We start from the raw sequence: 20,745 nt of genomic DNA on the forward strand, positions 1-20,745 counted from the left end.
CATCAGTCGAGTGTTTCTTGCGGCGGCTCGGGCACCGGCTTGATGCTGGCAACAGCCGAAGGCACGGGTGTGATGGTCTTTTTATCTGGCTCGGCGGGTACCAGTTTGTACTCCTGGCCCTGCATGTTCTTCAGATAGATTTCCATCTGCCGGAAGGAGATGTTGATGTGCTCTTTCTTGAACTCACGGTTGATGAAACGGTTGATTTCGTCCAGCACCGGGTTGCGGTCACCAAGGTCGCGTACGTGCATGCGCAACTCATGGTCGAGGGTACTTTCACCAAAATTCAGGAAGTACACGATCGGTTCCGGTTCCTTCAGCACCCGTGGGTTCTCGCGGGCCGCCTTGAGCAGCAACTCACGCACCAGGTCCAGGTCCGAGCCGTAGTCCACGCCCAGTTTCAGGGTTACCCGGGTGACGGTGTCGGTCAACGACCAGTTGATCAGTTGCCCGGTGATGAAGGTCTTGTTCGGGACGATGATGTCCTTGCGGTCGAAGTCGGTGATGGTGGTCGCACGAATGCGGATCTTGCTGACCGTGCCCGACAGGTTGCCGATGGTGATGGTGTCGCCGATCCGCACCGGGCGCTCGAACAGGATCATGATCCCGGAGATGAAGTTGGCGAAGATCTCCTGCATGCCGAAGCCAAGGCCCACCGACAATGCGGCCACCAGCCATTGCAGTTTGTCCCAGCTCACGCCGAGGGTGGACAAGGTGGTGACGAAACCAAAGCCGGCGATCACATACGACAGCAGCGTCGTGGTGGCATAGGCACTGCCCTGGGCCAGGTTCAGCTTCGACAGCACGAACACTTCCAGCAGGCCCGGCAGGTTGCGGGCAAGGGCGAAGGTGATGCCGATGATGATCAGCGCACCGAGCATGTCGCCGATGCTGATGGGCACCATGCTCATGTTGGCGCCGGTGCCACTGGTGTATTCGTAGAGGGTGATGTTGTCCAGGTACGAGAACACGCTGATCAGGTCCGACCAGACCCAATACAGCGCGGCGATGAAGCCGCCCAGCAAGGCCAGGCGGATCAGGCGCAGGGACTGTTCGTTGACCTTTTCGATATCCAGCGTCGGTTCCTCGATCACCGCTTCGCCGTCGCCGGCCTCCTTGGCCGCCTGACGCTTGGCCAGGGCACGCTGGTAGGCCAGGCGCCGCGCCGCGACCGACAGGCCACGGACAAAGGTGGCTTCGATCACCAGCCAGAACATCAGCAGGTACAGGGTGTTGATCAGCCGGTCGCTGAGCTTCAGCGCGGTGTAGTAGTAGCCGAAGCACACCGCCACGAACAGCGCGATAGGCAACGCTGTGAACAGCACCCCGACGGCCTTGCGAAACAGCGACGTGTTCCGGTGCGTCGGGCTGCTCAGCAGCAGGCGACTGAGCAGCCACGCCATCAGGGCGTAGCAGGTCAGGACCACCGGCATGCCGAGCACGTCGTCGGCCAGGGCCGAGGGTTGCAGTTCAGCCACCGCCACCACGGCCACCAGCGCCAGCACCACCAGCCCGAGCCGACGGATCCAGCCCCGGAGGAATTCGACCTGGGGTTTCTCCCAACGGAAATGCAACTCGGCGACACCGCCGGGGGCCAGCACTCGATAGGCTGTGTAGAACACCAGCCAGGCCTGGCCGATCTGCAGCAGCGCCGCGCCGAGGTTGGCGTTTTGGCCGCGTGCGTCGATCTGCAAGGCGTAGCCGCACAGCGCCAATGCCAGCGCCACCGGCATCGCCAGCAGGATATTGATCAGGATCGCCTGGGGCGTGTGCCACTGGCTGTCGCGCTTGAAGTGACCCACGTCCTGGTGAACCTTGTTCAGCCGGGCATAAAGACTGTTGCGTCGCCACAGCAGCGCACCGATCAGCAACGCCAGGGGCAGGAACAGCAGCGGCCGTTGGGTCAGGCCATCGGCCAGTTCAGTGAGGCTCGAGGTCCAGGGCAGCGAATCGACCTGTTTTTCCAGGCGGGCCGGCACGCCACGCATCCACTCGAAATCCAGCGGCTTGTTGCTGGGGATCCAGAACATCTGTTCTTCGAGGGTCGACCGCAGGTTCTGGGCGGTGCTGAGCAGTTGCTTCTGGTTGAGCTGCAAGGTGATGGATTCGTTGAGCACCGCGCTCAACTCGCGGTTCAGGCGTTCCAGCAGGTCGACGCGGGTCAGTGCCAGTTCCAGCAAGGTCTTGCGCAGTTGCGGCGTAACCTGCTCCGACGGCTGGGTGGCCAGCAGGTTGTCGACATAAGCGCTCGGGTTGCTCAGCAATTCGCGCTGTTGGCTGACTTCGAACTGATACAGGCGGATGTCAGCGATCTGGTCGGCCAGGTTCTGGTCCAGCTTCAGGCGCGGCAGCGTCTGGCGTTGCTTGTAGAGAATCTTGGAGAGCAGCAGGCTGCCCTTGAGCACGCTGATCTGCTCGTCCAGGGCTGCGTCGGTCTGGGTGACGTTGTCCAGCAGTTGCTTGGTCTGCAAGTTCTGCTGGGTCACCTCGTTGAGGCGGTCGGTGCTTTTGAGCAGGTAGTCGGAGAGCTTCAGGTTGGCCGCGCTCTCGGTCGCCAGCAAGCTGCTGCCACCGGCCTTCTGGGCTTCGATGGATTGCTGGGTCACCGTCTCCTGGGACTGAGCCAGGCGTTTCTGGTTGATCAGGTTTTGCAGGTCCTGGATTTCCTGCTCCATGCGGGTGATTTTTTCCATCAGCAAGTCATGCTGGCCATTGCCCAGGTCCTGCAGTTGGCTGTTGCCAGCCAGTTCCTGGCGGCGTAGCGGAATCAGCGCGTTGAGCGCCAGCAGCTCGGCGTTGAGCTGGTCGCGCTGCTCGGCGCTCAGGGTCTTGCCGGCGTCCCGACCGGCCTTGAGCGTGGCGTTGATCTGCTGGATGCGGGTCTGGCTGTTGGAGATTTCGGCCTGGGCCCGCTCTGGCCGGGTTTGGGCGGTGATGATCAGGCTGTTGGCGTCCGCCAGGGCTTTTTGCAGGTCGCCCTGCTGGGTGGAGCGTTCCGTCAGCATCTGTTCGAGCTGGGGAATCGGCAGGTTGGCGTAGCGTTGCGCCACCGGCACCACCGTGGTGCCCTTGAGCCGCGCCAGTTCGCGCTGGTTTTCGATGTTCTGCTTGGGGGCGGTGGCCAATTGCTGCTTGAGGGCGAGCAGCTTCTGTTCGTAGTCGGCCTTGTTGTTGAGCTGGGTCAGGGTGTTTTGCAGCACCGCTTGCAAGGCCTTCTGCTCGGCTTCCGGCAGCTTGCGGTCGGCGATCTTGTCCAGGCTGGCCTCTACCGAGGCGCTGGTCAGCGCTTCAGCGGCTTGCAGCGTGCAGATGGAAAGACTCAGGCCCAGCAGGGCGATGGTGAAAAAGGAGCGCAGGGTAGGCATAGAGACCGGTCAAGCAAGTGAGAGTGGGAGCAGTTTAGAGGAACAAGCCGGGACCCGGGCGACTTCCTTCGGGGAATCTGACGCCCACTTTGCCGATCTTGTTCCCGTCCATGACCGCGACGGTCCACAGGGTGTTGTTCCATTCCACCTGGTCACCGACCACTGGTGCGCCGCCCACTTTCTGAGCGATGAAACGACCCAGGGACATGTCCGGGTCGATGCCATCCAGTTGCAATCCGTACAGGGCGGCAACCGCGGCCAGCTGGGCGTCTCCTTCGAGTACGAAGTCGCCGAAGAAGCGCAAATCCAGGCCGCGTTGCGGCGCCTGGCTGAACAGCTTTCCAAGGGCCGGCAAGTCATGTTCATGGCCGATAACACACAGCAAATCATCGACTTCCAGCACCGTACTACCCGACGGATGGAGCAGTTGCTGGCCACGAAACAATGCCGCGATGCGGGTGCCATCGGGCATTTTCAGGTCCCGCAGGGGCGAGCCGATGCACCATTTTTCCGCGCCCAGGCGATAGATGAACAGTTCCCACTCGCTGGTGACATGGACTTCCAGCGCCGCCCGGGAAATCGGCAAGGGCTCCGGCGGGACGGTCACGTGCAGCAACTTGGCGACCCACGGCAGGCTCGTGCCCTGCACCAGCAGTGACACCAGCACGATAAAGAACGCCAGGTTGAAGTAGAGCTGGGCGTGGGGCAGCCCGGCCATCAACGGGAACACCGCCAGGATGATCGGCACCGCGCCGCGCAGGCCGACCCAGGAAATGAACGCTTTCTCGCGACCATGGAACGCCTTGAACGGCAGCAGGCCCACCATGACCGACAGCGGGCGCGCAAACAGAATCATCCACAGCGCCAGGCCCAGGGCGGGCAGGGCGATCGGCAGCAGGTCGTGGGGGGTGACCAGCAGCCCCAGCACCAGGAACATGCCGATCTGGGCCAGCCAGGCCATGCCATCGAGCATGTGCAGGATGCCGTGGCGGCTGCGCACCGGGCGGTTGCCGATCACCAGGCCGCACAGGTAAACCGCGAGGAAACCGCTGCCGTGCAGGGCGTTGGTCAGGGCGAACACGGCCAGGCCGCCGCTGATGACGAGGATCGGGTAGAGGCCGTTGGCCAGATTGATGCGATTGACCAGTTGCAGCATCAGCCAGCCACCGCCCAGGCCGATCACAGAACCGATACCGAACTCGCGCAACAGATGCCCCAACAAGCTCCAGTGCAAGCCGGTTTCACCACTGGCAAGCATGCCGATCAGGGTGACGGTGAGGAACACCGCCATGGGGTCGTTGCTGCCGGACTCGATCTCAAGGGTGGCGCTGACCCGCTCGTTCAGGCCCTTGCCGCCCAGCAGCGAGAACACCGCCGCGGCATCGGTCGAGCCGACGATGGCGCCGATCAGCAGGCCCTGGATCAGGTTCAGATTGAACAGCCAGGCCGCTGCCAGCCCGGTCAGCCCGGTGGTGATCAACACACCGACCGTGGCCAGCGACAACGCCGGCCACAGCGCCACGCGAAAACTCGAGACCCGCGTGCGCAAGCCGCCGTCCAGCAGGATGACGGCCAAGGCGAGGTTGCCGACCAGATAAGCCGTGGCGTAGTTATCGAAAAGAATACCGGCGCCGTCGACACCGGCCACCATGCCCACGGCCAGGATGATCACCAGGATCGGGATGCCCAGGCGGGACGAAAGAGAACTGACCAGAATGCTCGCACCTACCAGCAACGCGCCGATCAAGAACAGGCTGTTGATGGTTGTCGCAGTCAAAGGCAGTACTCCGAGAAAACTGAGGGGCGGGCGCAGACTGACCATGCAGTCTGCGTGCCAGCGATTCTAACCTGTTGAAATGTGATGCTGTCAAAAAAGGTTTGGGATTGAGGGGCGCAAGCCCCGTCATCATTTATTTACAGGAAGAAAGTGAGTCTGCTTTTGTGGCGAGGGGATTTATCCCCGCTGGGCTGCGGAGCAGCCCCCAAATCTGTGTAGTCATGCAGTCCAAAGGCGAGCGCTTCGCACTCGATCGGGGATAAATCCCCTCGCCACAGGAAGCTCTCGCCACAAAGGCAGGTTGAGCCTTAAAGGCTGAACCGTCCGACCATGTTGTTCAAGTCCACGGCCAGGCGCGACAGTTCGGCACTGGCGGCGCTGGTCTGGTTGGCGCCGGTGGCCGATTGCACCGACAGGTCGCGGATGTTCACCAGGTTGCGGTCCACTTCACGGGCCACCTGAGCCTGTTCTTCGGCGGCGCTGGCGATCACCAGGTTGCGTTCGTTGATCTCGACGATGGCCGTGTTGATGGTGTCCAGGGACATGCCGGCGCCGCGGGCGATGTTCAGGGTCGACTCGGCGCGCTCGGTGCTGTTGCGCATCGAATCCACGGCGTGTTCGGTGCCGCTCTGGATGCTGCCGATCATGCGTTCGATCTCGCTGGTCGACTGCTGGGTGCGATGGGCCAGGGCGCGCACTTCATCCGCCACCACGGCAAAACCACGACCGGCCTCACCGGCACGTGCGGCTTCGATGGCGGCGTTCAGGGCCAGCAGGTTGGTCTGGTCGGCCAGGCCACGGATCACGTCCAGCACCTTGCCGATGTCTCGGGACTCATTGGCCAGGTTGCCGATCAACGCCGCGGTGCCCTGCACGTCGGCGCTCATGCGTTCGATGGCGCTGACGGTTTCCTGCACCAGGTCCCGGCCGTCGCCAGCCGACGTGGTGGCGTTTTTCGAGGCTTCGGAGGTGCTGACCGCATTGCGCGCGACTTCTTCCACGGCGCTGGTCATTTCGTTGACTGCGGTGGCGGCCTGTTCGATTTCGTTGTTCTGCTGGGTCAGGCCACGGGCGCTTTCGTCGGTGACACTGTTCAGCTCTTCGGCGGCGGAGGCCAGTTGTGTGGCTGAGCCGGAGATCCGCTGCAGGGTGTCGCGCAGTTTTTCCTGCATGGTCGACATCGCCCGCAGCAGGCGCCCGGCTTCGTCGCTGCCATCCACGGTGATCGGCCGAGTCAGGTTGCCCTTGGCGATTTCTTCGGCAGCGTCCAGGGCGTTGGCAATCGGCTTGGTAATGCTGCTGGTCAGCAGCCAGGCGAACAGCAGGGTCAGGCCGGTGGCGATGACCAGCAGGGTGACCGCCCAGTTGAAAGCGCTTGAATATTGTTGCGCCGCGCCTTTATTGAGAGCCTCGGCTTGCAGGTTGTTGATCTCCACCAAGCGGTCGATTGCGGCATTGATGGCATCTGAGTTGCTCAGCAGTTCAGTGTTGAGCAGCGCCCGCAGTTCATCGACCTGATTATTGCGCGACAGGGTTTTCATGCGCTCTTCGAGCTGACGGTACTGCCCGAGCAGTTGCACGAGTTGGTCGTAGGCGGCCCGTTCGTCCGAAGCGCTGATGAGCTTTTCGTAGGTGGTCTGGGCCGCGCGGATCTGCTGGCTGCGTTGTTCGACCAGATCGTAGGTTTTCTGTTGGATGTCCGGCTCGCGGTTGACCAGCAAGCGATAGGACAAAACGCGCAGGCGCAGGGTGAGCTGGGTGAACTCATTCAGGGCCTTGATGCTGGGCACGCTGTTCTGGGCGATGCTCTCGCCGGACGTGCGGATTTTGCTCATCTGGGTCAGGGCAAATACCCCAAGGGCCAGCATCAGGGCGCCGATCAGGGCAAACCCCAGGAACGCCCGCGGCGCGATGTTCATATTACGTAGGGACATGGATAGTACCGAGAGAGGCGCGTCCGTGCGGGACTGTGGCTAGTGTTCACTGACTTATCGGTCATACGACTAAAGTCTTGAACAGGATGCGTACTTTTGCCGCAGAACCACCCAGGGAATGCGACGAAGGGTAGGAACCAGACTGCCCCTTCATAGTCTTTACCACTCGCCAGCGAAGCACCGCCACTGGTAAGTCGTGGCATCGGCGGTGACTTTTCTTTATCGTACGCGCCCCTTGAAAAAGCCTGGAAATCAATATGTTGGAAACATCCCTCAGCCAGCTGGAGCAACTGGTCAATGACCTGGTGCAACAGAATCGTCACCTCACCGGCCTGAACGAAACCCTGAGCGCTGAACTTGCCAGGGCCAAGGATGAAAACGAAAGCTTGCAACTGAGCCTGATGGAACAGGAAGAACTGCACGGCACCACCGCCGCCCGTATCCAAGCCCTGATCGAGCGCGCCAGCGCCGGTCCTGTCAGCGCATGAAGCACGGCGCCGATGGGGTGACAGTCGTCTCGATCCTGGGAGAGGACTATTCGATCAAGGCGCCGGCCGGGCAGGAACAGGCCCTGTTGGACGCCGCTTCGATGCTCAAGGCCGCCCTGGCCGACACCAAGAGGAAATACCCGACGCTGATCGGCGATCGCCTGCTGGTGCTGGCGGCGATGAACCTGTGTTCGCAGCAGATGGAAATGCAGAAGCAACATCAAGCGGAACTCGACCGTTATCAAGAGCAAGTCAGCGCCACGGTCGAGGTGATTGCCAAGACGATTCAGCAGGCCTGAAGTCTTTTAGGACCCAGGGTTGGCGGTGATCTAATTGTGGGAGCGGGCTTGCTCGCGAAGGCGGTATATCAGTCACAATTGATTTGTCTGATCCGCCGCTTTCGCGAGCAAGCCCGCTCCCACAGGATATTTCTGTGGGCACGGAGTTGTGTTCACTGCCGATCAAATGTGGGAGCGAGCTTGCTCGCGATTGGTTTTCAGCCGCACCGCAAGACCCGCCTCAGAACCACTCATCCCGCATCCCCAGGCACGTGTCATCCCGCGCCTCAAGAATCGCCAGTTCATGGTGACAACCCGGCACTTCCCAGGTCAGGAAGTACCGCGCCGCTTGCAGCTTGCCTTTATAGAAATCGCTGTCCGCCGCATGCCCCTTGGCCAACCCTTCTTCGGCACGAATCGCCTGTTCCAGCCAGCGCCAGCCGATCACCATGTGACCGAACACCTTGAGGTACAACGCTGAGTTGGCGAGGCTGCTGTTGACCTTGCCTTGGGCCAGGTCCGTCAGCAGGCCGAGGGTGACCGTCTGCAGGTGCGCTACCAAGGCTTCCAGCGGCTCACGCAAGGGTGTCAGTGATTCGTGCGCCTGGGCGCGTTCGGTGGTGTCGGCCACCAGGCGAATCAGTTGCTTGAGCCCGGCACCGCCGTTTTGCGCCAGCTTGCGCCCCAGCAAGTCCAGGGACTGGATGCCATGGGTGCCTTCATGGATCGGGTTCAGGCGGTTGTCGCGGTAATACTGCTCCACCGGGTATTCGCGGGTGTAGCCGTGGCCGCCAAGAATCTGGATCGCCAGTTCATTGGCCTTCAGGCAAAACTCCGATGGCCAGGATTTGACGATGGGGGTCAGCAAATCCAGCAGCTCTTGGGCGCGCCTGCGCTCGACTTCGTTTTCAAGGGTGGTGGTGTCGTCGAACAGCCGTGCCGCGTACAAACCCAGGTCAAACGAACCCTCGACGTAGGCTTTCTGGGTCAGCAGCATGCGGCGCACGTCGGCGTGCTGGATGATCGCCACCGGAGCGGTAGTCGGATCCTTGCTGTCAGGCACCCGGCCCTGCGGACGCTCACGGGCGTATTCAAGGGAATACAGGTAGCCGGCGTAGCCGAGCATCACCGCGCCCATGCCGACGCCGATGCGTGCCTCGTTCATCATCTGGAACATGTAGCTCAAGCCGTGGTGCGGTTTGCCCACGAGGTAACCGACACAGTCGCCGTTGTCGCCGAAGTTCAACGCCGTGGAGGTGGTGCCGCGCCAGCCCATCTTGTGGAACAGCCCGGCCAGCAGCACGTCGTTGCGCGGGCCCAGGCTACCGTCGTCGTTGACCAGGAACTTGGGCACGATAAACAGCGAGATGCCCTTCACCCCCGGCGGCGCGTCGGGCAATTTCGCCAGGACCATGTGCACGATGTTTTCCGAGAGCGGATGGTCGCCGCCGGAGATGAAGATCTTGTTGCCCTTGATTCGATAACTGCCGTCGGACGCCGGCTCCGCACGTGTACGAATGTCCGCCAGCGACGAGCCTGCGTGGGGCTCGGTCAGGGCCATGGTGCCGAAGAAGCGGCCGTCGATCATCGGTTGCAGGAAGCGTTGCTTTTGTTCCTCGCTGCCGAAGCTTTCGATCAGGTTCGCCGCGCCCATGGTCAGGAACGGATAGGAAGTGGAGGCGGCGTTGGCCGACTGGAAGTGGGCGAAACAGGCTTGGGACAGCAACGTTGGCAGCTGCATGCCGCCCGCGTCGAAACTGCGCGCAGCGTTGAGGAAGCCCGCCTCGAGAAACGCATCCACCGCCGGTTTCACTTCCGGAATCAGAATTGCCTGACCGTTCTCGTAGCGCGGTTCGTTTTCATCGTTCTTGCGGTTGTGCGGTGCGAAATATTTCTCGGCGATGTTGCGGGCGGTCGCGAGGGCCGCGTCGAAGGTTTCGCGATTGTGTTCGGCGAACCGCTCGCGCTGGGTCAGGCCCTCGGCATCGAGGACTTCGTACAGCTCGAAAGCCAGATTGCGGGAACTGAGCAACGTCTCGGACATGGCGGCCTACCTTTTTTTGGAATGGACCGAGTCTAGGTGCGGGAATAGAGGTTGAACAGGATGATTGATTTGAGTGATGGAGGAGCGGGGGTGACGCTAATCAAAATGCGGGAGCGAGCTTGCTCGCGATAGCGGTGCCCCAGTCGACAACATTCCTGACTGAAGCACCGCTATCGCGAGCAAGCTCGCTCCCACAGGGATTTCGTTGACCAGGCACCCATTGCAGCTGCCTGGTCTACAGCGGGTTTAACCGATAGTCATCAGACTAGCGTTACCCCCCGCCGCAGCGGTGTTGACGCTCAAGGCCCGCTCGATCACCAGACGCTCCAACGCAATATTGGTCTCGCCCTGGGACAAACCGTGCACCCCGACGATGGCGCCGGCGCGCTTGGCCACTTGCTGGCAAACGTTGCGCAGTTGGTCCGAATCACCGTGATGCAGGACCGCATCGAACAGCACCTCGTCCTTGGCCCAGTCGGCAACCCGCTGGATGCGTGCCTGAATCTCTTTCGGCAAGCGGGTGAACAAGGCCTTGCTGGTGTCGGTTTCCGGCCACACGGCCGAGCCGCCTACCGCCAGTACGGCCGCCAGTTGCGTCAGCAGGTCGCCTTCCACGTCCGCGAGGCACAGCACATGCTCGCGGGGCAGGATGGCGTAGCTGTTGCGTTCGCCGGTCGGGCCGGTCAGCTGGCGGGTAATGCCGCTTTGCGATTGGCCGGCGAACTGCACGCACAGGGCGCTCAGTTCAGCGAGCTTCTGGCTGTCGGCCCAGGCTTGCAGGGCGGTGAGCGGTTTGCTCATGGCGTCGCGCAAACGCAGGTCCGGCGCGGTGAGGGCATCGCCACGGGCGAAGGATTGCTGGATCGCATCGGTAGGACGTGTCGACAGCAGGCGGTACAGGTACAGCGGACCGCCGGCCTTGGGGCCGGTGCCCGACAGGCCTTCGCCGCCGAATGGCTGCACACCGACCACGGCGCCGACAATGTTGCGGTTCACGTAGACGTTACCGGCATGGACGTTGTCGACCACCTTGGCGATGGTCTCGTCGATGCGAGTGTGTACGCCCAGGGTCAGGCCATAGCCGGAAGCGTTGATCTGGCTGATCAGCTGATCCAGTTCCTTGCGCTTGTAGCGCACCACGTGCAGCACCGGACCGAAGATCTCGCGCTGCAGCTCGTCGAAGCTCTCCAGCTCGATCAGGGTCGGCATCACATAAGTGCCGCGCTTGCACTCGTCGCTGTCGGCGATTGCCATCTGGTACACGGTGCGACCCTTGTCGCGCATGGCCTGGATGTGTTTCTCGATGCCAGCCTTGGCTTCGGCATCGATCACCGGGCCGATGTCTACCGACAGACGCTCAGGGTTGCCGAGACGTGCTTCGGCCATGGCGCCCTTGAGCATTTCGATGACACGGTCGGCGGAATCTTCCTGCAAGCACAGCACCCGCAAGGCCGAGCAACGCTGGCCAGCGCTGTCGAACGCCGAAGACACCACGTCGATGACCACTTGTTCGGTCAGCGCCGAGGAGTCGACGATCATTGCGTTCTGGCCGCCGGTTTCGGCGATCAGCGGAATCGGGCGACCCTGGTTGTCCAGGCGACCGGCGATGTTGCGCTGCAACAGGCGCGCGACTTCGGTGGAACCGGTGAACATCACGCCTTTGACCCGATCGTCGCCGACCAGGCGGGCGCCAACGGTTTCGCCACGGCCCGGCAGCAGTTGCAGCACGCCTTCCGGAATGCCGGCTTCGAGCATCAGGCGCACCGCCTGGGCGGCCACCAATGGCGTCTGCTCGGCGGGCTTGGCCAGAACCGGGTTGCCGGCGGCCAGTGCGGCGGCAACCTGGCCGCTGAAAATCGCCAGCGGGAAGTTCCACGGGCTGATGCAGACCACCGGACCCAGTGGGCGGTGGGCGTCGTTGGTGAAATCGTTGCGTGCCTGCACCGCGTAGTAGCGCAGGAAGTCCACGGCTTCACGCACCTCGGCGATGGCGTTGGCGAAGGTCTTGCCGGCTTCACGGGCCAGCAAGCCCATCAGCGGCTGAATCTCGCCTTCCATCAAATCGGCGGCACGCTCCAGGATCGCGGCGCGCTCGGCCGGCGGCGTGGCCTGCCAGATCGGTGCGGCATTGAGGGCACACTGGATGGCATTGTCGACGTCGGTGATTGTGGCTTCTTGCACATGGCCAACCACGTCACGCAGATCGGACGGGTTCAAAACCTGCGCCGGTGTTGCTTCGCTGGCGGCGCAACCGAGCATCGGCGCGGCTTTCCAGTCGTTATGCGCGGTGGCCAGCAGGGCGCAGGACAGCGAGGCCAGGCGATGTTCGTTGGCCAGGTCGATGCCGGCGGAGTTGGCGCGTTCGCTGCCATACAGGTCACGGGGCAGCGGGATACGCGGGTGCGGCAAGCCGAAGCCGCCTTCCAGCGTCGCCATCTGCTCGATGCTGGCCACTGGATCGGCCACCAGCTCCTGGATGGAAATCGACTGATCGGCGATACGGTTGACGAACGAAGTGTTCGCGCCGTTTTCCAGCAGGCGACGCACCAGGTAAGCCAGCAGCGTTTCGTGGGTGCCGACCGGGGCGTATACGCGGCATGGACGGTTCAACTTGCCTTCGGAAACCTTGCCGACAACCTGTTCGTACAGCGGCTCACCCATGCCGTGCAGGCACTGGAATTCATACTGGCCCGGGTAATAGTTCTGACCGGCGATGTGATAGATGGCCGCCAGGGTGTGAGCGTTATGCGTGGCGAATTGCGGGTAGATGACTTCCGGCACCGACAACAGTTTGCGTGCGCAGGCGATGTAGGACACGTCGGTGTACACCTTGCGGGTATAGACCGGATAGCCTTCCAGGCCTTCGACCTGGGCGCGTTTGATTTCGCTGTCCCAGTAGGCGCCCTTTACCAGGCGAATCATCAGGCGATGACGGCTGCGGCGCGCCAGGTCGATGACGTAGTCGATCACGTATGGGCAACGCTTCTGGTACGCCTGGATCACGAAACCGATGCCGTTCCAGCCGGTCAGTTGCGGCTCGAAGCACAGGCGCTCGAGCAGGTCCAGCGACAGCTCGAGGCGGTCGGCTTCTTCGGCGTCGATGTTCAGACCGATGTCGTATTGCTTGGCCAGCAGGGTCAGCGACAGCAGGCGTGGGTACAGCTCTTCCATCACGCGCTCGTACTGGGCGCGGCTGTAACGCGGGTGCAGCGCCGAGAGCTTGATGGAAATGCCCGGGCCTTCATAAATCCCACGACCGTGGGAGGCCTTGCCGATCGAATGGATGGCTTGTTCGTACGAGGCCAGGTATTTCTGGGCGTCATGTTCGGTGAGAGCGGCTTCACCGAGCATGTCGTAGGAATAGCGGAAGCCCTTGGCTTCGAACTTGCTGGCGTTGGCCAGGGCTTCGGCGATGGTTTCGCCGGTGACGAACTGTTCGCCCATCAGGCGCATGGCCATGTCGACGCCCTTGCGGATCATCGGCTCGCCGCTCTTGCCGATGATGCGGCTCAGGGAGGAGGTCAGGCCCGTTTCGTTATGGGTGGCGACCAGCTTGCCGGTCAGCAACAGGCCCCAAGTGGCGGCATTGACGAACAGCGACGGGCTGTTGCCCAGGTGTGGCTGCCAGTTACCGGTGCTGATCTTGTCGCGGATCAGTGCATCGCGGGTGCCTTTGTCCGGGATGCGCAGCAGCGCTTCGGCCAGGCACATCAGCGCCACGCCTTCCTGGGACGACAAGGAAAATTCCTGCAACAGGCCCTGGACAATACCGGCACGGCCACCGGCACTCTTCTGGTTACGCAGCTTTTCAGCAATCGAAGCCGCCAGCTTGTTGGTGGCTTCGGCCATTTCGGCGGGCAGGCGGGCCTGCTCGATCAGCATCGGCACCACTTCCGGCTCAGGGCGACGGTAAGCGGCGGTGATGGAGGCGCGCAGGACCGATTGCGGCAGGATGCTCTCGGCAAATTCCAGGAAGCATTGGTGGGCGTGGTCGACCTGGATGTCGCCAGCGTCATCGCTGTCGGCGCGGACCGCACCGTTCAGCTCGGTCAGGGTTGCACCACCCTCGAGTTTTTCCAGGTAATTGAAAATTGCCTGCTTGATCAGCCAGTGAGGCGTGCGATCAATCGAGGTTGCGGCCGCCTTGAGGCGTTCGCGGGTTGGGTCATCGAGTTTGACCCCAAGGGTGGTGGTAGCCATATTTTTATCCTCATGTTTACCACGTATCGCGTGGCATCAGCTGGCGGCAAGATTAGCTGCGAGCTGACCGGGGTGCAACCGGGTGCAACCCTTTTTTTGTCGAAATAATGAGCAGCTCATCAGGAAGTAAAATGCGGGCTTGGCAATCCTGCATCGCCTTAGTGCTTTGGCTTCTAGCTAGGCCGTGCGACTGCACTAAAAGGGAGCAAAAAATACAGTTTTTGCGATAAAACCGATCAGGTGCAACTGATTCGAGCGAAACTGGTTGCACCTTATTTGATTTGTTGAATAGCATTCGCGGCCAAGGTGCAACCGGCTCCAAGCCGAGGGGCATCGGCTGATGGCTTTCCTGGGGAAACATCAGTCATAAATTCGCGGGACTGCAAATCGTCGCTACACCATCTGTGTTGGCGGCGCTTTCAGCTGCCACCGCTACATAAAAACAAAGCCAGGGCGTAACTCATGAGTGTTAGTAATCCCACCTTGATCACCTTCGTGATCTACATCGCAGCCATGGTCCTGATCGGCCTGATGGCTTATCGCTCCACCAATAACCTTTCCGATTACATCCTGGGTGGTCGTAGCCTGGGCAGTGTCGTGACCGCACTGTCTGCCGGTGCCTCCGACATGAGCGGTTGGTTGTTGATGGGTTTGCCGGGTGCCATCTATATGTCCGGCCTGTCGGAAAGCTGGATCGCCATCGGCCTCATCGTCGGTGCCTACCTGAACTGGCTGTTCGTGGCCGGGCGCCTGCGGGTGCAGACCGAGCACAACGGCGACGCACTGACGCTGCCAGATTACTTTTCCAGCCGTTTCGAAGATAAGAGCGGCGTGCTGCGGATCATCTCTGCGGTGGTAATCCTGGTGTTCTTCACCATCTACTGTGCATCCGGCATCGTGGCCGGTGCCCGTCTGTTCGAAAGCACCTTCGGCATGTCCTACGAGACCGCGCTGTGGGCCGGTGCTGCGGCGACCATTGCCTACACCTTCGTCGGTGGTTTCCTGGCCGTGAGCTGGACCGACACCGTACAGGCGACCCTGATGATCTTCGCGTTGATCCTGACGCCGATCATCGTGCTGCTGGCCACCGGCGGCGTGGACACGACGTTCCTGGCCATCGAAGCGAAAGACCCTTCGTCCTTCGACATGCTGAAAAACACCACCTTCATTGGCGTGATCTCGCTGATGGGCTGGGGCCTGGGCTACTTCGGCCAGCCGCATATCCTGGCGCGCTTCATGGCGGCCGATTCGGTCAAGTCCATTGCCAACGCTCGTCGCATCTCCATGACCTGGATGATCCTGTGCCTGGGCGGTACCGTTGCCGTTGGCTTCTTCGGCATTGCTTATTTCTCGGCCCATCCTGACGTGGCCGGTCCCGTGACCGAAAACCATGAGCGTGTGTTCATCGAGCTGGCAAAACTGCTGTTCAATCCGTGGATTGCCGGTGTGCTGTTGTCGGCCATCCTGGCGGCGGTGATGAGTACCTTGAGCTGCCAGTTGCTGGTGTGCTCCAGCGCCTTGACCGAAGACTTCTACAAAACCTTCCTGCGCAAGAGCGCTTCCCAGCTGGAGCTGGTCTGGGTCGGCCGCGCCATGGTGCTGCTGGTGGCGTTGATCGCCATCGCCCTGGCTGCCAACCCGAATAACCGTGTACTGGGCCTGGTGAGCTACGCCTGGGCCGGTTTCGGTGCCGCCTTCGGTCCGGTTGTCCTGATCTCCGTGATCTGGAAAAACATGACCCGTAACGGCGCATTGGCCGGCATCCTGGTGGGTGCGATCACCGTGATCGTCTGGAAACACTTCGAACTGCTGGGCCTGTACGAAATCATCCCAGGCTTTATCTTCGCCAGCCTGGCTATCTACTTCGTCAGCAAGATGGGCTCGCCTACCACCGGTATGCTGCAGCGCTTCGAAGCGGCCGAAAAAGATTTTCGTCTGAACCAGTAAGGCTTCAGCGGGGCCTGGATGGCTCGCTTGAGCGTTTGCATAAGAAACGGCTCGTCTCCCATGGAGGCGGGCCGTTTTTTATGGGGTGTCAGGTGGGATGGGACTGGCAACGCGTGTGATTCACCGAGCGAATCCAGCCCCTCAACGGCAGGCCTGTTCGACATCGGCGTACGTGGTGCCTATCTTCAGGCCGGAAATATAGTTTTTTACATCCTCCATGACGCCCGGCTGATGTTTGTTATAGGCGCCCCATTTAGGCTCGTTTGCACCTATGTTCGCGCCGTCCCAGGTTCTTCCGGAAAAGCGCTTCTGGCCGTTGCTGAATGTCTGTGCTTGACCATCGAACCATAGCTCTCCCCAGCCGCTGCCTGATTGATTGGACGTATGGATGGCCAAGATCAGGCAATACCACTTGAACGGTTCAATGGGTTGAGTCCAGATCACCCCGGATGTCTCGCCTGGGATGCCGTAGTAGAAAAGCCTCAAGTTGCCGTCCTTGGCATTCATCAGGAACGGATAGTTTTGTTGATGGCCCGTTTCATAGGACTTCCATTGGAATGGATGATGATTGCTCTGGGTGTCATTCAGCTTGAATGACCAGCCAATGAAGTAGGTTTTGTCTTTTTCGAATCGATAAGGTGTGTGATTGGCGCCAGTCCTGATATTGCGCGCCTCGCAGCGGGGTTCGCCGGCGCCTTTATGGAATAACCAGGCTTTGCCTCGGGTCGTATCGTCTATCACGGTGATGCTGGACGGTGCCGGGCATTCACTCACGGCATTCCCGAATATTTTTTCTTTACCAATAGGATTGGCGGCATCTCCATCCCAAATCAATTGAGCCTCTGCGGGTGTGCAAAGGTCAAAAAAAATCATCAGGCATGCAGCGGCGAACAAAGAGGGTTTCATAGTGAGCTCCTGACTGTTGTGCTCTTGTTAACAGCTTTTTGAACATTGGGATGTTCGGGTGCTCATGCATCGTGCAGTGGACTATTACCTTTTTTGCTTTTTTGGGTACTGTCAGTCCTGACAGTTTTAAATGCTATTTAGCTATAAAAAGTATTAATAAATGTTTTTGTTTTTGCTGGAGCGGACCAGTTGGCGATTGCGATCTTCGCCGTCACTCTTAAGGTCACTTCATGTCAGTATCGGGCTGGTTGAGGAAGATCAGTACACCCAGGATCGCCATGTAGAACCTGAACGCGGCATCCTGGCCGTTCCAGATATCTGACTGCCACATCAGAAACCATTCGCCGCCGACGACCATGAAGCCGAAAAACCAGACGAAGAAACCCACCGTCAAACCGGCGATGGCCCATCCCTTGGCGCGTGCGAACACCACGCCCTCGGCCTTGCGTGCCTGCCACAGCTTCAGCGCGCCGTAGCCCAGCAGCCCTGCCGTGATCGCTTCACCGAGGATGATCAGCCAATAGGCGCCGTGCCACATCCAGGGTTGATCGATGGCTCGATAGCGGGCGGCATTGTCAGGGAAGGTGGTATCCATGCTCAGCACGTGCTGGACGAAATTGAAGTTGGAGCTGTAGTCCGTGATGTTGTTGAACACGGTCAGGAAGGCGAATGCGGCGAGCGCCAGGGTCATTGCAATCTTTGCGTGGCGAATGGTCATGGGTTGCGTCCTTTGCTTTTTATAACGGGTAAAAAACGTTATCACGCCAACTTGCAGCTCGAGTCCTGTTGCGTTGTAAGAAGTTGCTGATTCATTCGTGCGACGGTTTCTGTAGCTCACGATGCAAGGAATGTCTGTCGGAAAGTGCCATACGTTTTGCAGCTTTTAGCTCTTTGTACGTAAGGCAAATCTGTTTTTTCTGAGCGTCGATCAACTTTCCGTATGGCTGATGCAGAATCGCCCGCCTTTCATTCAGCAGAGGACATCGGATGTTCGCGCCTGCCAACCAACCGCGTTTCACGCTGACGCTCGACAGCGGGCCGAACGGGCTCGAGGTGCTTGAGTTCAAGGGCCAGGAGGCCATCAGCCAGCCCTATCGCTTTGACGTGGAGCTGGTCAGTGAGCGCCCCGACCTGGCATTGGAGGAGCTCCTGCACTGTCAGGCCTACCTGGGTTTTGATGCGCCGGGCCGTGGCATACATGGCCAGGTCTACAGCGTGGCCCAGGGTGATTCGGGCAAGCGCCTGACCCGTTACCAGATCAGCCTGGTGCCACGCCTGGCTTACCTGCGTCATCGCATCAACCAGCGGATTTTCCAGCATCTGAGCGTGCCAGCGATCATCACCAGGGTCTTGAAGGACCATGGTATCCAGGGCGATGCGTTCCAGTTCAGCTTCGGCGGGCAATACCCCGAGCGTGAATACTGCGTGCAGTACGGTGAGAGCGATCTGGCCTTCATCGAGCGGCTTTGCGCCGAGGTTGGCATCCATTACCACTTCAGGCACAGCCCTGACGGTCACCTGCTGGTGTTTGGTGACGACCAAACGGTGTTTCCCCGTTTACCGCAGTCGACGATGTATCTGCCAGGCAGTGGCATGGTCGCCGACGAACCGGCGATCAAGCGTCTGGCGGTGCGCCTCCAGGCCCGGACCAACGCGGTGACGCTGCGCGACTACGATTTCCGCAAACCCAGCCTACTGTTGCAAACCAGCCTCGATAATCAGCAGCAACCGGTACTGGAAGACTATCGCTACCCCGGCCAGTTTTCCGACCGCGAACAGGGGCGCTACCTGAGCCGGCGCGTCCTCGAGCGCCACGGTGCCGATTACCGGCTGGCGGAGGGGCGCAGTGATCAAACAGCCCTCGTCAGCGGGCATTTCATGCAAATCCATGGACATCCCCGAGCGCAGTGGAATGACCTGTGGCTGCTCACGGAGGTCAGCCACCGCGGCCGCCAGCCGCAAGTGCTGGAAGAAACAGCCGGCGATAGTCCGGATGAATTCCAGGGGTACAGCAACACTTTCCTGGCCACCCCATGGGATGTTTTCTTCCGTCCGCCCCTGCGTCACGAAAAGCCGCCGGCCCACGGTTATCAACCGGCGGTGGTGACCGGGCCCGTCGACAGCGAGATCCATTGCGACGAATTCGGACGGGTCAAGGTGCAACTGATCTGGGATCGCGACGGCCAACGAAACGAGCATTCCAGTTGCTGGCTGCGGGTGGCCTCCGGTTGGGCTCACGACCGTTACGGCGGTGTGATGATTCCTCGGGTCGGCATGGAAGTACTGGTGGGTTTCATCGATGGCGACGTGGACAAGCCTCTGGTGGTGGGTTGTCTACCGAACGGCGCCAACCCGGTGCCACTGGATCTGCCGGCGGACAAGACCCGCAGCATATTGCGCAGCCAGAGCAGCCCTGGCGGAGGGGGGTACAACGAGTTGCGCATCGAGGATCGCCAGGGGGCCGAGGAGATCTATCTGCGCGCGCAGCGCAACTGGACCCAGCACGTGTTGCACGACCAGCGGTTGCAGGTCGATCATGAGCGCAGCGTCGTCGTCACCGGCACGGCGCGGCACGAGCTCAAGGCTGATGAGCAGCGCCTCACCCACGGACGGCGTCAGGCCGAAGTCAGGCAGGACGATCACTTGGTGGTGACCGGCGAGCGGCATATTCGTGTGACCAGCCAGGCCCTCAGCGCCAGCCAGCATTTTCACGTTCACGCGGGGCAGCAAGTGGTCCTGGACGGCGGCGTCAGTGCGACCATTCAGGCCGGCGGGCATTGGATCAACATTGGTGCGGGCGGGATTTTCAGCAGCGTGCCCATTGAGGTCGGTGGTGCGCCGATGGCCGCTATGAGCGCGACGCCAATATTGCCCGTCCTGACCGAAAAGCGCGTCGCCGCGACGGCTGCTCCACTTTCTCTCGCACAAATCCTCAGCCTGCAAGGCCAGGCGCCGTTTTGCGAGGAATGTGAGCGTTGCAAGCAAGGCGTCTGCGCGGTACCGCCGGCCTTTGGCAAATTTGTTGATGTCCGGGAGCGCCCATGAGCACTGGCCAAACTCCGCACGCCTGGCTGGAGCGACACCCCTTGCAGGCAGGCGAGCAGCTCTTCGCTGTCTTCAGCAACGCTTGTGCCGTCGGACCGTTGACGGCCTGGAGGCGCTCGATGATGTTGGCACCCACCCCGATCTGGGCCGATACGCCTTACGCCGAGTGGGAATCGGTCATGCCCTATGTCGGCGCTGTCGCCATAGACAGTGAGTTCCTTGACTGGGTGGCGGCCACCGACTCGCTTGATTGGGGTTGGCTGGCGGTGTCTTCTGCCGGCCAGGAAATCCTTGCCGAGCATCTGCGTGGGCTTACGCAGGTTCTGTTGCCCGGCGGCAAGTCGGTTTTTTTCCGCTTTTGGGATGGACGGTTCGTGTGGCCCATCCTGCAGTCCGGCGAGGTGGATGCGGGGCAGTTGCTGCCCGTTATCAGCCGTTGTCTGATCAACGGCCAATCCCTTGAAGTCGTGGGGAACGTCCAGGGCTCGGCTCGGGCTTTTCCCTGGTGGGAGGTTCCTCCTTTACTGCTGGATGAATTGGCCGAAACGTCGACGGATTGTCTGCTGAACAACCTGTTCAAGTGGCTGAGCGAGGAGCACCCGTACCTGTTCGAGCAGGCTGACGAGAGCGTTCTGCGCTGCAAGATCGCGCACTTCCTTGAAATCCCTGGATCAGCTCGTGCGTCAAAAGCGCAATTGCAGGCGTACTTGCGGCAAGAACTGGACTGATGCCAGCGAACCTTCATGCGGCGCGTCCGCTCG

General features: G+C 60.9%; 12 protein-coding genes and 1 pseudogene. 5 read left to right on the forward strand and 8 right to left on the reverse strand.

Annotation, left to right across the window (positions count from 1 at the left end; translation table 11 throughout):
* Nucleotides 1-2: 2 nt before the first annotated feature.
* The 4 genes and pseudogenes from mscK to LOY70_RS30065 form a co-directional block, all read right to left on the reverse strand.
* Nucleotides 3-3,365, reverse strand: a complete 3,363-nt coding sequence (gene mscK / locus LOY70_RS02415; protein WP_265032991.1) for a mechanosensitive channel MscK — start codon at nt 3,363-3,365, stop codon at nt 3-5.
* Between the two features lie 34 nt (nt 3,366-3,399).
* On the reverse strand, nt 3,400-5,142 hold the full coding sequence (locus tag LOY70_RS02420) for a potassium/proton antiporter (RefSeq protein WP_265032993.1): 1,743 nt from the start codon (nt 5,140-5,142) through the stop codon (nt 3,400-3,402).
* Nucleotides 5,143-5,450: 308 nt separating this feature from the next.
* Nucleotides 5,451-6,323: a methyl-accepting chemotaxis protein gene (locus tag LOY70_RS30060; RefSeq protein WP_371915037.1), complete on the reverse strand. Its 873-nt coding sequence runs from the start codon at nt 6,321-6,323 to the stop codon at nt 5,451-5,453.
* Between the two features lie 30 nt (nt 6,324-6,353).
* Nucleotides 6,354-7,076: pseudogene (locus LOY70_RS30065) on the reverse strand (MCP four helix bundle domain-containing protein); the annotation flags it as partial.
* 257 nt (nt 7,077-7,333) lie between these two features.
* Between LOY70_RS30065 and LOY70_RS02430 the strand changes: the two are divergent.
* Both LOY70_RS02430 and LOY70_RS02435 read left to right on the forward strand, forming a co-directional pair.
* Nucleotides 7,334-7,564: a hypothetical protein gene (locus tag LOY70_RS02430; protein ID WP_123345234.1), complete on the forward strand. Its 231-nt coding sequence runs from the start codon at nt 7,334-7,336 to the stop codon at nt 7,562-7,564.
* Nucleotides 7,561-7,863 carry a cell division protein ZapA gene (locus tag LOY70_RS02435; RefSeq protein ID WP_092395632.1) on the forward strand — a complete coding sequence of 101 codons (303 nt, stop codon included), beginning with the start codon at nt 7,561-7,563 and terminating at the stop codon, nt 7,861-7,863. The genes LOY70_RS02430 and LOY70_RS02435 overlap by 4 nt, the downstream gene beginning before the upstream one ends.
* A gap of 220 nt (nt 7,864-8,083) precedes the next feature.
* Here the strand turns inward: LOY70_RS02435 and LOY70_RS02440 are convergent, their stop codons facing one another.
* Nucleotides 8,084-9,886 carry an acyl-CoA dehydrogenase gene (locus LOY70_RS02440; protein ID WP_265032998.1) on the reverse strand — a complete coding sequence of 601 codons (1,803 nt, stop codon included), beginning with the start codon at nt 9,884-9,886 and terminating at the stop codon, nt 8,084-8,086.
* Nucleotides 9,887-10,132: 246 nt separating this feature from the next.
* Nucleotides 10,133-14,086: a trifunctional transcriptional regulator/proline dehydrogenase/L-glutamate gamma-semialdehyde dehydrogenase gene (putA, locus tag LOY70_RS02445; protein WP_265032999.1), complete on the reverse strand. Its 3,954-nt coding sequence runs from the start codon at nt 14,084-14,086 to the stop codon at nt 10,133-10,135.
* A 462-nt stretch (nt 14,087-14,548) separates the two neighbouring features.
* On the opposite strand from putA, the gene putP reads away from it, so the two are divergent.
* A complete protein-coding gene (putP, locus tag LOY70_RS02450; protein ID WP_265033001.1) occupies nt 14,549-16,033 on the forward strand; it encodes a sodium/proline symporter PutP in 1,485 nt (494 codons plus the stop codon).
* Between the two features lie 141 nt (nt 16,034-16,174).
* Here the strand turns inward: putP and LOY70_RS02455 are convergent, their stop codons facing one another.
* Together LOY70_RS02455 and LOY70_RS02460 are read right to left on the reverse strand one after the other, a co-directional pair.
* Nucleotides 16,175-16,939, reverse strand: coding sequence for a polysaccharide lyase (locus LOY70_RS02455; RefSeq protein WP_265033003.1), 765 nt, complete (start codon nt 16,937-16,939; stop codon nt 16,175-16,177).
* Between the two features lie 223 nt (nt 16,940-17,162).
* Nucleotides 17,163-17,657 carry a DUF2165 family protein gene (locus LOY70_RS02460; protein WP_265033005.1) on the reverse strand — a complete coding sequence of 165 codons (495 nt, stop codon included), beginning with the start codon at nt 17,655-17,657 and terminating at the stop codon, nt 17,163-17,165.
* Nucleotides 17,658-17,926: 269 nt separating this feature from the next.
* Here LOY70_RS02460 and LOY70_RS02465 point away from each other — a divergent pair, with 269 nt between their 5' ends.
* Together LOY70_RS02465 and LOY70_RS02470 are read left to right on the forward strand one after the other, a co-directional pair.
* Nucleotides 17,927-19,984 (forward strand): type VI secretion system tip protein VgrG, encoded by a 2,058-nt coding sequence (locus tag LOY70_RS02465; RefSeq protein ID WP_265033006.1) that lies wholly within the window; start codon nt 17,927-17,929, stop codon nt 19,982-19,984.
* The gene (locus tag LOY70_RS02470) at nt 19,981-20,712 is read left to right on the forward strand and encodes a DUF4123 domain-containing protein (protein WP_265033008.1); all 732 of its coding nucleotides are present in this window, start codon (nt 19,981-19,983) and stop codon (nt 20,710-20,712) included. The genes LOY70_RS02465 and LOY70_RS02470 overlap by 4 nt, the downstream gene beginning before the upstream one ends.
* The last annotated feature ends 33 nt before the right edge of the window (nt 20,713-20,745 follow it).

The sequence above is a fragment of the Pseudomonas sp. B21-054 genome, assembly GCF_026016345.1.
Lineage (GTDB): Bacteria > Pseudomonadota > Gammaproteobacteria > Pseudomonadales > Pseudomonadaceae > Aquipseudomonas.